This is a genomic window from Myroides sp. NP-2, assembly GCF_014145665.1.
Lineage (GTDB): Bacteria > Bacteroidota > Bacteroidia > Flavobacteriales > Flavobacteriaceae > Flavobacterium.
This window is the reverse complement of the sequence record NZ_JACHTD010000003.1, coordinates 169,415-183,868: the sequence shown is the minus strand read 5'-3', so window position 1 is coordinate 183,868 and position 14,454 is coordinate 169,415. Positions and strand designations below refer to the sequence as shown.

General features: G+C 36.6%; 7 protein-coding genes. All 7 read left to right on the top strand.

Annotation, left to right across the window (positions count from 1 at the left end; all coding sequences use genetic code 11):
• Positions 1 to 6 precede the first annotated feature (6 nt).
• Positions 7 to 696, top strand: a complete 690-nt coding sequence (locus H4K35_RS04580) for a hypothetical protein (protein ID WP_182626208.1) — start codon at positions 7 to 9, stop codon at positions 694 to 696.
• Position 697: 1 nt separating this feature from the next.
• Positions 698 to 1,408 (top strand): hypothetical protein, encoded by a 711-nt coding sequence (locus H4K35_RS04575; RefSeq protein ID WP_182626207.1) that lies wholly within the window; start codon positions 698 to 700, stop codon positions 1,406 to 1,408.
• Positions 1,409 to 1,543: 135 nt separating this feature from the next.
• The gene (locus H4K35_RS04570; RefSeq protein ID WP_182626206.1) at positions 1,544 to 2,857 is read left to right on the top strand and encodes a gliding motility-associated C-terminal domain-containing protein; all 1,314 of its coding nucleotides are present in this window, start codon (positions 1,544 to 1,546) and stop codon (positions 2,855 to 2,857) included.
• A gap of 11 nt (positions 2,858 to 2,868) precedes the next feature.
• On the top strand, positions 2,869 to 3,801 hold the full coding sequence (locus H4K35_RS04565; RefSeq protein ID WP_182626205.1) for a type IX secretion system membrane protein PorP/SprF: 933 nt from the start codon (positions 2,869 to 2,871) through the stop codon (positions 3,799 to 3,801).
• 12 nt (positions 3,802 to 3,813) lie between these two features.
• Positions 3,814 to 5,766 carry an OmpA family protein gene (locus tag H4K35_RS04560; RefSeq protein WP_182626204.1) on the top strand — a complete coding sequence of 651 codons (1,953 nt, stop codon included), beginning with the start codon at positions 3,814 to 3,816 and terminating at the stop codon, positions 5,764 to 5,766.
• A 619-nt stretch (positions 5,767 to 6,385) separates the two neighbouring features.
• Entirely contained in the window at positions 6,386 to 11,905 is a 5,520-nt protein-coding gene (locus tag H4K35_RS04555; protein WP_182626203.1) for a hypothetical protein, read from the top strand.
• 28 nt (positions 11,906 to 11,933) lie between these two features.
• Positions 11,934 to 14,423: a hypothetical protein gene (locus H4K35_RS04550; protein ID WP_182626202.1), complete on the top strand. Its 2,490-nt coding sequence runs from the start codon at positions 11,934 to 11,936 to the stop codon at positions 14,421 to 14,423.
• The last annotated feature ends 31 nt before the right edge of the window (positions 14,424 to 14,454 follow it).

Here is a 14,454-nt window from a genome sequence, read left to right as displayed (position 1 = left end):
ATCAAGATGAAATATAAATATAGTTTAGCAATCCTATTGCTTATGTCTACCTTAACTTTTGCTCAGGTGGGAATTGGGGTTGCCCAGCCAGAAGCGGCTCTCGACATCAACGTACAAACTAAGTTTAGTGGCTTGCCTGATGTAAGTGATCGCCAAGAAGAATACAATCATTTTCTTTTTTTGGATCAAGAGGGATATGTAGGAGCAAAAGTAAAAGAAGAGGGAAATTTTATCTATCGCACGAGTTATTTCTCAAAGATGCCTGCGGTAGTAGTTGCTCGAGCACCCAATAGGATAAATTTAAATGCAGATATTACGATTGAGGTTCCCCCTTATGCAAAATTTCTGATTGAACTTCACTATAGTGTTCCTATTATGACTGGTACTAATGGTAATTTGATGGTACATGTAAGCCGTCAAATCAATACTGCTACGGAAGCCTTTATAAATGAAGCAAGTCGCGGTTATAGTCCACCTAGCGCCTATATCGGAACAGGTACCGCCAATGGTAGAGCTGTTGCCAATACCTATTATGACGCAATTGAGAATCCCTCTAATACTCCGATAAAGATAACCTACCGCTTGTATGGGGAAACCAAAGGTACACCAACCCAATTTGGAATGTATGCTCGCGGAACAGGAAAAAATTACAATTGGGGAAGAGGATCAATGAATATTAATGTTTTTGATTATTAAGATGGTAAAAGAACTCTTACAAGTAGTATGCTTTTTATTGTGTACAGGAATGACCTATGCGCAAGTGGGAATTAGCGTAAAGCAACCTAAAGCGGATTTGGATGTAGACGGAGAAGTTCGCCTTCGTGCCATAAACACTACGCTGCCTTCAACCAAAGTAGTGGTAGCCAATGAAAATGGCGATTTAGGGTATATCCCTAAAGGGGCGGATAACTATGAAGCAAAAGATATCTTTTACAAGATGATAGACCCTGAGGTGGTAAATGCCGGGGGAAGCAATGCGGGCTATTCCCGTTTAGGTTTAGATATTACAGTTGAGGTAGAACCTTTTACTGAAGTGGCCATAGCTATTGAATACAATATTCCGGTAACCATGTGGAGGTCGGCTCCAAGTTATGCGGGCATTACGTTGATGAAAACAAACAATGCTAACAACAGAAGGGAGGAGCTTGATGAAGGATCTAGAAAATATACCAGTTTTGAAACAAGAACTACTTTTGATGGATACTACATTGCTTCTATGCCAGTTACGGGTAAGGCTACTGATATCGTAGTCAATAAAACGGCCAATACCATGTCGTTTACTTATTCCACTTTACCCTATATCGAAGGAGGTGCTGGAATAGTTTACTTTGGAGACTTTACAGATGGAAGAGAAAATTTCGGAACAGGTATTTTACTTGTTCAAGTATACGAAAAAAAAATAAAGTAAACTGAAAAGGAGCAGGAATAGGACAAGTCATGTACCTGCGCTATAACCATCGATGACTCCTACTACAGATTACTTTATATGATAGGTAAGTATTGGTTACGGTGTAACTAAACTAACGAACCAAAAAAGAAAAGCATGAAAAAAAGAAAAATTTTATATACAGTATTAACCGCATTTTGTAGTGGTTTAATAATGTATGGGCAAGAAGACCCGTTGTTGATTAGCAACCAGGGGATTCTGTCTGTGTCTTCAGGAGATCTGATTTCTTTTGAGGGGACATTTGAAAATCAAGAATCAGGGGACGTCACCAACGACGGAACTGTGGTTTATTTTCAACATTTCATCAACGATGGTTGGTATGGAATTACTGAAAACAATAAAACGTCAAGAACTATTTTTACCGTAAATAGCACAACTAATGTGGTAAAACAACTGACAGGTAACGGAATAGCATCTTTTTACGATGTGGAGTTTAACAATCCTGTTCAAGGTGTTGCTTTTGATTTAAAGCAGAATATAGATATATATGGGGCTGCAGATTTTCAAGAGGGCATTGTTAAAGTTGATCCTGCAGTGAATCCACTAACAGGGGTATCTTATGGTATGATGACCTTTCAAAATGGATCTACCACATTGAATGTCCGCAATGAGGCACATGTTGATGGAGTTATTGAAAAAATAGGGCAAGACATATTTACCTATCCAATTGGAGATCAGGGTAAATATCGCTATGCGCGTATCTCGGCTCCTAAGAGCAGTAAAGATGCGTTTATTGGCGAATATATCTATAATGATCAGGCATTTTTCGAGTCCCGTACGACTAAAGTAGGGGTGATAAATGCGCTGAATACAAAGGAATATTGGTTGATTGACCAAGGAAAAGACAATACAAGTGATGTGTTGTTGACTTTAAGTTGGGATGAATCAACTACGGATGCTGATGTTTTGAAAACACCAGAAGAAGATTTGCACATTGTGCGTTGGGACGACAAGCAACAGATTTGGGTAGATGAAGGAGGAGTTGTAGATATGTCATCGCGCGAAGTAACCACTGTAGCGACTGTGAAAGGGTATGGATTTTTCACTTTAGCAACAGTGAAGAAAGATTGGGTATTAGATGGAGGTATTGTGATTTACAATATGGTTAGTCCAAATGGAGATGGTAAAAACGATTATTTTATTATCGACAATATCCAGCATTACCCGAATAGTAAAGTTGAAATTTTCAATCGTTGGGGAGCACGCGTTTATGAAACTAAGGGGTATGATCCTAATGGAGATGGAAGTAGTAACGTATTTAGAGGCTATTCTGAAGGAAATGTTACGATAGACAAAGGGAGTAAACTACCTAGTGGGACGTACTATTATGTACTTACCTATGAGTACACTGATGCTAATGGCAGTCGCATGATAAAGAAAGCCGCTAACCTCCATTTGGAAAATAATTAAACGGGCAAGAGATGAAAATAGAAAATAAAATATACAGTGTAATTTTTGCAATTTTAGGTTTGATTTCTGTTCCTTCCGCTTTTGCACAACAAGACCCTCAATATACACAGTACATGTATAACCCTGGGGCGATCAACCCTGCTTATTCGGGTAGTGTGAGTAATTTACAGCTTTTTGGTTTATATCGCACCCAATGGGTAGGACTTGATGGTGCACCAAAAACAGCGTATTTATCAGGAACGACTCCATTGAATGATTCGGGCCTAGGGATGGGCTTTCACTTTAAGAATGACCGCTTGGGGATTGTTGATCAAAACAGTTTTGCAGTTGATTTAGCGTATACCGTAGAATTGAACTACCACTATAAGTTGGCTTTTGGATTGAAAGGAACTGGATCATTACTAGATGTGGACTACAACAAATTACAAATTTACGATGGTACAGATCCGGTTGCTGCAGACAATATCAGTGGTAAATTTTCCGGAAACGTAGGGGCTGGGGTTTATCTATATTCAGATAAAGCCTATGTAGGACTCTCAGCACCAACGATTTTGTCTAGTAATGTATACAACCATAGTGATTACAAACTAATGAAAGAGAAAGCACATTTCTACCTTATGGGGGGCTATGTGTTTGAGATTAACCCAGAGATACAATTTAAACCTGCTGCCTTAGTCAAGGTGATGACAGGATCTCCTCTACAAGTAGATCTAACAGCCAATTTCCTGCTTTATGAGAAATTTACCGTTGGAGCTGCCTATCGTTGGGATGCTTCTGTAAGTGGATTAGCTGGATTTCAGGTAACAGATGGCTTGTTTATTGGTTATACCTATGATGCCGATACTAGTAAATTGGCGAAATACCACTCTGGTTCTCATGAAATCTTCATGAAGTTCGAATTATTTAGTAATAATAAGAGAAAAATCGCTCCACGATTCTTCTAAACGAAAGCAGTTATGGTTAGAAAATATATATTCAATAGCTTTGTGCTGTTTTTTATTTTGTTCAGCTTACCTAGTATAGGACAAACTAGAAAGGAGCGAAAAGCAGATCACAAATTTGATACGTTTGCTTATGTAGATGCGATCAAAGTGTATGAAGAGATGATCGCAAGAGGACAAGTGAATGCCTCTATACTTAGTAAATTAGGAGATTCTTATTACTTCAATGCCAAGTTTGAAGAAGCATTCAAATGGTATGACGAATTGTTTAACGGTACCTATGAGGACAAGGACCTCGCAGGCCTAGACAAAGAATACTACTATCGATACGGACAAACGCTTAAATCGATGAATTTCATTCAAAAAGCGGATGAAATTTTGCAGCAATTTGCCCAATTAAAGGCTTCAGATTCTCGTTCTCAATTGTTTATTACCAATGAAGAACTCGTGAATCAAACTTTGCCAGCTTCTCGTTTTACAATAGCTAACTTGACAGTTAATAGCGCCTTTACAGATTATGGAGCTACCTTGCTTGAGAATCGTTTGATTTTTACTTCCTCTCGTGCAAATGACCAAATGAAGAATAAAGTGCACTCCTGGACGGATCAACACTTTACTAAATTGTATGCAACTGCAATCGGTGAAGATGGAAGTTTTGAAGCGCCTGTGTTATTTGCCAAAGAAATAGCGTCTAAGGAACTCAATATGGGGACGGCTGTTTTTACTAAAGACGGTAAAACCATGTACTTTACGAGTAATTATGGATCGACAAAAGGAGGAAAACGCGCCCAATACAATGAAGATGAAGCTTCTTTGCTAAAAATTTATAAAGCGAGAAAGCAAGCCGATGGAAGTTGGGGAGCAGTAGAAGAGTTACCCTTCAATTTAGACGAGTACAATACGGCACATCCCGCATTAACTCCAGATGAGAAGTGGTTGTATTTTGTCTCAGATCGAAAAGGAGGTCTAGGACAGTCAGATTTGTTTCGCGTAAGTGTTTTTGAGACAGGTCGCTTTGGTTTAATAGAACATTTGGGAACACAAATCAATACCAGTGGAAGAGAAACTTTACCGTTTATCTCTAAAGATTATGTGCTCTATTTTGCCAGTGATGGACATCCTGGATTTGGTGGATTAGATTTGTATAAAGCTAAGATCAATGCAGATGGAAAGATAGGAACTCCTGTTAATTTAGGACCAGACATCAACAGCCCTTATGACGATTTTGGAATTTATATTGATGCAAATACGAAAAAAGGGTTCATCAGTTCGAACAGACCTGGAGGATACGGCGCAGATGATATCTATCTCTTCGTTGAAAAACCCTGCTATCAAATCATGGAGGGGCTTGTGTCAGATGTCGATTCTAAAGGAGGAATTGTAGAGGTAGAAATCCAAGTTTTCGATATGTACAACAAGCTAATTGACAAAGTTTACACGAATGAACAGGGGTATTATAGTACAGATAAATTAGTGTGTGGAGGGGAATACCGCGTTCTTGTGAACAAAGAAGGTTATTTTTCAAAAGAGTTTACGGTAGATACGAATCGCGATGTTAAACAACGCGTAAATATTGAAATTGAATTGATTGAAAAAGGAGATGACTTATTTAAGAAATTGAAATTATCTCCAATCCACTTTGATTTTGATTCTGCAACTATTCGCCCGGATGCGCAAGTTGAATTGAGAAAAGTAGTCGATGTATTACTACAACATCCAAAAATTCAGTTAGACGTTCGTTCCCACACCGATAGCCGTGGAAATGATGAGTACAACATGAGTTTATCAGAGAGACGTGCACAAGCAACAATGAAATGGATGATAAGCCAAGGAGTTGAGGAGAGCCGATTAACAGGTAGAGGATATGGTGAAAGTCAACTAATTAACCGTTGTAGCAATGGGGTAGATTGTTCGGATGAAGAACATGAAGCCAATAGACGAAGTGAATTCATTATTATGAATCTGTAAGTAGTTTTACCTCATAGAATTTAATTTTTATACACGAAATATAAGTTTATAAAGTAGTAAATAGTTTTGTTTAGATCAAAGGGAGTCCCAAAAGGGCTCCCTTTTTTTTGATCTATTCATTTTTTGCGACTTTGTCCTGCTGAAAAGCACAGCGTAATAGGTATATTTTTATATGCATGCATAACAGCAAATTCGTTGTTTTTTAGCTAAAGATCGAATATGGTGAACTTCTTCTAAAAACATCAACGTCTGACGTTTTTAAATGCATAATGTGTAACTTCTCTCTATAAAGAGAAAAAATGGCGATGCGAAAAATTTATTTTTTTTTTATTTTTTGACCTACTCGTTTTGAGATTGTTTTTGTTCAAAAATTCCTTGTTTTTCAATTTATTCTGCTAAGAAGATTTAATTCATTAAAAAAGTGATTATATGCGAATAATTAACTTTTTTGGCGCTATGCGTTTTCTTTGTTTTCTAATCAAATAGATGAAGATAATTTAATTATTTTGTGTTATTACTTGTTTTATTTGTAAATATTAAGATTTATTATAAGAATATATTTAATAGGCGTAACTTTGTATAACAAGATTTTATGAGTTGTATAACAAAAAAATTGGATATGATAAGAAGATTAATCCCACTAGTAGTACTAATGTTAAGTAGTTCAGCAATGGCTCAAGTTGGTATCGGTACCAGAAAAGCAGCTAGTTCTGCACAATTGGAGATTGTGGCGCTGAAAAAAGGAGTTTTACTTCCTCGAGTAGAGTTGAGAAACAAAAGTGATTTTTCGCCTATCGAAGGGGAAAAAGTAGAAAGTTTACTCGTATATCACACAGGTAGTGCGAATTTAACTGCAGGGTTTTATTATTGGAAATCTAATGAATGGACACCTTTACTTTCTGGCGATACATACAAAGATCGCAAAAACAACACATTTACAATTGAAGGAAATCCCTCAAAAAATGGAGAGGAATCCTTAGTGATTACGGATAGTGAAAGTCACAGTGTATATTTAGCAGTTTCAGATATTGCCAACAACAGTACGTTCGTTACCAATCTTGTAGATAACCAAGAGTTTATTACCAAGTTAGGTGACAATATTGAGTTTATTGAGCACATTACAAATAATAACGAGTTTATTGAGAACATTATCAAGGAACTAAAAGGAGCCTATGGAAATGTAAACTACAATTCGACTACAAATACATTTGTGTATTACGATGAGCATGGCGTAGAACACGAAATTGATTGGTCTACATTAAATACGACCAACGTTCGTTTTGAATTGCTCAACGATCAGTTGATTATTACAGACTCAGACAACAACGCTGTTCGCTTAGATGTAGCAGAAATCGCTAACAACAGTACGTTCGTTACCAATTTGGTGGACAACCAAGAGTTTATTACCAAGTTAGGTGACAATATTGAGTTTATTGAGCACATTACAAATAATAACGAGTTTATTGAGAACATTATCAAGGAACTAAAAGGAGCCTATGGAAATGTAAACTACAATTCGACTACAAATACATTTGTGTATTACGATGAGCATGGCGTAGAACACGAAATTGATTGGTCTACATTAAATACGACCAACGTTCGTTTTGAATTGCTCAACGATCAGTTGATTATTACAGACTCAGACAACAATGCTGTTCGTTTAGACGTAGCAGAAATTGCCAACAACAGTACGTTCGTTACGAATTTGGTGGACAACCAAGAGTTTATTACCAAGTTAGGTGACAATATTGAGTTTATTGAGCACATTACAAATAATAACGAGTTTATTGAGAACATTATCAAGGAACTAAAAGGAGCCTATGGAAATGTAAACTACAATTCGACTACAAATACATTTGTGTATTACGATGAGCATGGCGTAGAACACGAAATTGATTGGTCTGCATTAAATACGACCAACGTTCGTTTTGAATTGCTCAACGATCAGTTGATTATTACAGACTCAGACAACAACGCTGTTCGCTTAGACGTAGCAGAAATTGCCAACAACAGTACGTTCGTTACGAATTTGGTGGACAACCAAGAGTTTATTACCAAGTTAGGTGACAATATTGAGTTCATTGAGCAAATCACCAACAACAATGAGTTCATTACCAACATCATTGAAGAATTAAAAGACGTTTATGGAAACGTAGGTTACGATACAGTAAACAACACTTTCTTCTACTACGATGACAATAAGCAACCGGTAGTAATTAGCTGGGATGCATTAGGGAATACGAAAATCAAATCGTTTGTAGTGACAGATGAATTCTTAACGATTACCGATACAGAAAACAATGTGTTTGCTGTGAGTATGGATGACTTAGGAAAAATCATCGCGAACAACGATGTATTTGTAACAGAACTTGTAGATAACCAAGAGTTTATTACAAAACTTGGAAATAAGGTAGAGTTCATTGAGCAAATCACCAACAACAATGAGTTCATTACCAACATCATTGAAGAATTAAAAGACGTTTATGGAACCGTAGGTTACGATACAGTAAACAATACCTTCTTCTACTACGATGACAATAAGCAACCGGTAGTAATTAGCTGGGATGCATTAGGGAATACAAAAATCAAATCGTTTGTAGCGACAGATGAATTCTTAACGATTACCGATACAGAAAACAATGTGTTTGCTGTGAAGATGGATGACTTAGGAAAAATCATCGCGAACAACGACGTATTTGTAACAGAACTTGTAGACAACCAAGAGTTTATTACCAAGTTAGGAAATAAGGTAGAGTTCATTGAGCAAATCACCAACAACAATGAGTTCATTACCAACATCATTGAAGAATTAAAAGACGTTTATGGAAACGTAGGTTACGATACAGTAAACAATACCTTCTTCTACTATGATGACAATAAGCAACCGGTAGTAATTAGCTGGGATGCATTAGGGAATACAAAAATAAAATCGTTTGTAGCGACAGATGAATTCTTAACGATTACCGATACAGAAAACAATGTGTTTGCTGTGAAGATGGATGACCTAGGAAAAATCATCGCGAACAACGACGTATTTGTAACAGAACTTGTAGACAACCAAGAGTTTATTACAAAACTTGGAAATAAGGTAGAGTTTATTGAGCAAATCACCAACAACAATGAGTTCATTACCAACATCATTGAAGAATTAAAAGACGTTTATGGAAACGTAGGTTACGATACAGTAAACAACACTTTCTTCTACTACGATGACAATAAGCAACCGGTAGTAATTAGCTGGGATGCATTAGGGAATACAAAAATCAAATCGTTTGTAGCGACAGATGAATTCTTAACGATTACCGATACAGAAAACAATGTGTTTGCTGTGAGTATGGATGACTTAGGAAAAATCATCGCGAACAACGACGTATTTGTAACAGAACTTGTAGACAACCAGGAGTTTATTACCAAGTTAGGAAATAAGGTAGAGTTCATTGAGCAAATCACCAACAACAATGAGTTCATTACCAACATCATTGAAGAATTAAAAGACGTTTATGGAAACGTAGGTTACGATACAGTAAACAACACTTTCTTCTACTACGATGACAATAAGCAACCGGTAGTAATTAGCTGGGATGCATTAGGAAATACGAAAATCAAATCGTTCGTAGCGACAGATGAATTCTTAACGATTACCGATACAGAAAACAATGTGTTTGCTGTGAAGATGGATGACTTAGGAAAAATCATCGCGAACAACGACGTATTTGTAACAGAACTTGTAGACAACCAGGAGTTTATTACAAAACTTGGAAATAAGGTAGAGTTCATTGAGCAAATCACCAACAACAATGAGTTTATTACCAACATCATTGAAGAATTAAAAGACGTTTATGGAAACGTAGGTTACGATACAGTAAACAACACTTTCTTCTACTACGATGACAATAAGCAACCGGTAGTAATTAGCTGGGATGCATTAGGAAATACGAAAATCAAATCGTTTGTAGCGACAGATGAATTCTTAACGATCACTGATACAGAAAACAATGTGTTTGCTGTGAAGATGGATGACTTAGGAAAAATCATCGCGAACAACGACGTATTTGTAACAGAACTTGTAGATAACCAAGAGTTTATTACCAAGTTAGGAAATAAGGTAGAGTTCATTGAGCAAATCACCAACAACAATGAGTTCATTACCAACATCATTGAAGAATTAAAAGACGTTTATGGAAACGTAGGTTACGATACAGTAAACAACACTTTCTTCTACTACGATGACAATAAGCAACCGGTAGTAATTAGCTGGGATGCATTAGGGAATACAAAAATCAAATCGTTTGTAGCGACAGATGAATTCTTAACGATTACCGATACAGAAAACAATGTGTTTGCTGTGAAGATGGATGACTTAGGAAAAATCATCGCGAACAACGACGTATTTGTAACAGAACTTGTAGACAACCAAGAGTTTATTACAAAACTTGGAAATAAGGTAGAGTTCATTGAGCAAATCACCAACAACAATGAGTTCATTACCAACATCATTGAAGAATTAAAAGACGTTTATGGAAACGTAGGTTACGATACAGTAAACAACACTTTCTTCTACTACGATGACAATAAGCAACCGGTAGTAATTAGCTGGGATGCATTAGGGAATACGAAAATCAAATCGTTTGTAGCGACAGATGAATTCTTAACGATTACTGATACAGAAAACAATGTGTTTGCTGTGAAGATGGATGACTTAGGAAAAATCATCGCGAACAACGACGTATTTGTAACAGAACTTGTAGACAACCAAGAGTTTATTACAAAACTTGGAAATAGTAATGAATTTAAAACGGTGATTAAGAATAATTCAGCACTAGCCAGTTTAAAGACGACGGATGCCAATCTGAATAAAGAAGAAGTAAAAGCAGGATTTGTATTCAATAATGGGCAAGATGCAATTGAGATAAAATTCGCTGAGACTCTAACAAAAATGGAAAAAGGAAGCAATCAAACGACAGGAATGATTGAGTACTATTTCGTTGATGAAACAGGAGAGCAAGATGATGTAGTATTGGAAATTACCCAAGATGTGATCACTGATTTTGAGAAAATTATCCAAGATCCTAAAGTAATAACGCTATTAAAAACTTTTATTTCATCATCTACTGGAGATGTTTCGGTTGTACGTGACGTAAATGATGATATTATCATTACTGCAGGGAATAATGAATTTAACCTGACTACCGAAATTCGAAGTAAGGAAACGAAAACGACATTAACCCCAGAGAAATACGATATGTATGTGTATTTGGATGAAGTGAATGGCGAATATTTAGAAGTACACGAAGAAACTGAACGCCCAGGAGAAACGTATTTGAGAACCTATGAGGCTACCAAGTATGTATATAAAAATGAGGCGAATGAAGATGTGGAAATTAAAGGGACAGAATTATTTGGATCAACGGGTAGTAATAGTTTAGAAACGATTACCTCATTAACCTTAGAAGATAATTATGCGGGTGTTGGTAAAGCTTTAGTTTTCCAAGACGAAGAAAAGTCGAAGAACCCAATTTATATCAAGGATATTTTTGAGCAGTCTGAAACCTTAACTCAGTTAGAAGCAAAATTAGATTCGCGCGAATTAATTTATACAGACGAGAATAAAAACGCAACTATTATTTCGTTCAATGAGCTTGTTCAAGAGCCTTGGCATACAGGTAATGGGGTGCAAGCAACTAAAAATGATCAAGATATCTATACCATGGGATGGGTAGGTATTGGTTATACTACCAAGTCAGCTGCACCAAACGAACGATTGCGTGTAAATGGTAGTATTACTGCTACAAATAGCTACTATGCGGATTATGTATTTGAAAACTATTTTGATGGGTTCTCTTCGTTGAAATATGACTATACATTTAATGATTTAACTACAGTAGATAGCTATATTAAAACAAATAGACATTTACCTGGAATTACACCAATTAGCGAATTGGAAAAAACTGAAACTGGGTATTCATTTAACGTATCAGAGTTATCCATTCAATTATTGGAAAAAACAGAAGAACTTTTCTTACACCTAATTGAACAGAAAAAAGAGTTAGATCAAAAAGCGGATGAAATTCAAGTATTGAAGAATGAAGTACAGGATTTAACTAAGCGATTAGAAGCACTTGAAGCGCTTTTAAAATAGATAATTGTATAAGTCAAAAATGATATTGATGAAAAAAAATAACTTGAAATCTATTCAATATATAGTATGGATGATGGTGGCTGTGTTTTGTACAATAGCCACCACCTTCGGACAAAATAATCCTCACACAACGAAGATTACGGATGGTTCGGTAGCCAATAGTGCTGTGACAGCAGCGCCTGCAACATTATTGGAATTAGAAAGTTCTACCAAAGGATTTTTACTTCCACGTATGACAACAGCAGAGCGAAATGCTATTAATATTACAGATGTAGAACGTGGAAATGGTTTAGTTATCTACAATACAGATACCGATTGTATCAATTATTACAGTAGAGAAGGGAATCGTTGGTTGAGCTTATGTGGAACATTACCTCCAGCTATTGCCGATTTAACTGATTGTAGTCGAATTGTCCTAAGTGCATCAGGCAATGATTACTTAGAACAAGGAAAGTTCTTAAAAGAAACTGATATTCTCTATGTACAATTGAATGTACAAGAAGCAGGTTCGTATCATATTACGGCTACACCAAACCCTGAAAATGGTTATTCTTTTAGCAAAAGTGGAAGTTTTAATGCAGCCGGGGTTTACACAATTGCCTTGGATGGTCTTGGTACACCACTTACAGGAAATGAAATTCAAGGGGATTTATTAACCTTTTCGGTGAACGGAAAAGTAAGTACAGTTTGTGCGAATACGCGTATCAAAGTAAAACCTTCGGATCTTAATTTTACGATTAATGAACCACAAAATAAAGTAGTTGCTTGGGATGCCTACATCGGAGTTCCTTTGAATGCAAACGACAATAAAGTCGTATTAGATGTTAATGTAACAAGAACAGGCTTCTGGAGAGTACAATCCAATACAACAAATGGAATGTCTTTTAGTGGTTCAGGTGAATTTACAAGTGAAGGATCACAATCAATTGAAGTAGTAGGGCAGGGAACACCCGTTGTTTCTACCTCAGCTGCAAATCCTGATGTGTTTACCTTCACAACGAATTCGATTAGTCATACCAATCCAACGAATGCCAAAGTGATGGTTCACGTAAAACCTGTCGCATTTAATTTAGTTTGTGATGATGTGAACAATCCTATTGAAATAAGAGGATCCTACCAAGAAGACACCCGATTATCTCAGGCAAATTCTATTTTGATTCCAGTAGAAGTTTTAGCACCAGGAACAACCTCTATTGAATTAAAAGGTCATTTTGTTACTGGAACGACAACAACACCAGTTAGTTTTAAAGCAAATAATGTAAACTTAGCCTTCAATGCAAATCGAAACAATATTCAGTTTGTAACCCTTTATCCGGAAGAAACAATGATTCCAAAGGGAACAACAGCAATTAAGTTTACCAACCTTACACCTGGAACAGCTGCAATTTGTGCAACATTCCCAGAAATTACTGTAGAAGTACAACCGATTCGCTACTCTATCTTGTGTAGCACAGTAAAAGTAAATGGAACTTACACAGTAGATTCAAATTTAGGAGGGAATCACTATATTGAAGTTCAAGTAAATGTAGATTATCCAGGTCCATATACAATTAGTACGAACGAAGTCAACGGTGTTAGTTTCAGTGCTTCAGGTACATTCAATGGACAAGGACAGCAAACAATTCGCTTAGTTCCAACTGGAAAATACACGGTAGGAGGAAATATAACTTACACCCTAACAACGAACAGTCAAGCGGGAACAACAACCTGTTCCGCTATGGTTTCTGTGCGATATAGAGAGATAGTTGTCCTGCGTTTAGGACATAAGAATTATGGACCATCAACGTCTAATGCCTATGCAGGTGGAGCAATCTTAAACAGTCGTGTTAATTTTGGACCAAATGGAACTGTAAAAGTAAACAACATCCGCATCCTAGATACCAAACTACAAGGTCAAAACTTGGGTAATTTTATTGAAGCAAACAAGGTAGATATCATTGTTAATGTTATTGGATACAACTCAACAGAGCAAACCAATCAAGTTCTCCTTGACTTCGTGAAAAACAAAAAAGGAGTGTTGATTGTTGGAGATGAGAATAGAGTACATTCGACGACGAAGAGCTTTATTGAGCAGTTAACAGCTAGTAGTGGAATTAACCACTCTAGTCGTTATACCATGCTAAACCCAGTATTAAACAGCGCAAGTAACGATCCTATTATCAACGGACCTTTCGGAAACTTGAGTGGAAAATACATAGGAAACGATGCTTCAAATGGATGGTATTACAGCAATCTACCAACTAACCTTGTACCGTTGATCTCTAAAGACGGTGACGCATCTGAGGTTTGGGGACTTAAACACAGAGATTTAGGTTTTGCTTTCTTCGGAGATGGTGGATGGTTTGTAGGAACCTCTACAAGTACGCATACTTCTATTTGGCCTTCAAAATATTTAGCAGATGGTACACCAGTTGGAAAACCTTACTATAAAGGTAGTACAGTATACAATAGTGTGCTTTATGCAAACGTGATGGCGTGGGCTATCGACTATGTGAAAGAAAATAGACCTTCTAATTAATAGAGAAGAAGCTGAAACGTCTTAGTAGGTT

Excerpts from the sequence above, each read along its gene's own strand:
- H4K35_RS04560 (WP_182626204.1), top strand. The coding sequence starts at position 3,814 with ATGGTTAGAAAATATATATTCAATAGCTTTGTGCTGTTTTTTATTTTG.
- H4K35_RS04580 (WP_182626208.1), top strand. The coding sequence starts at position 7 with ATGAAATATAAATATAGTTTAGCAATCCTATTGCTTATGTCTACCTTA.
- H4K35_RS04575 (WP_182626207.1), top strand. The coding sequence starts at position 698 with ATGGTAAAAGAACTCTTACAAGTAGTATGCTTTTTATTGTGTACAGGA.
- H4K35_RS04565 (WP_182626205.1), top strand. The coding sequence starts at position 2,869 with ATGAAAATAGAAAATAAAATATACAGTGTAATTTTTGCAATTTTAGGT.
- H4K35_RS04555 (WP_182626203.1), top strand. The coding sequence starts at position 6,386 with ATGATAAGAAGATTAATCCCACTAGTAGTACTAATGTTAAGTAGTTCA.
- H4K35_RS04550 (WP_182626202.1), top strand. The coding sequence starts at position 11,934 with ATGAAAAAAAATAACTTGAAATCTATTCAATATATAGTATGGATGATG.
- H4K35_RS04570 (WP_182626206.1), top strand. The coding sequence starts at position 1,544 with ATGAAAAAAAGAAAAATTTTATATACAGTATTAACCGCATTTTGTAGT.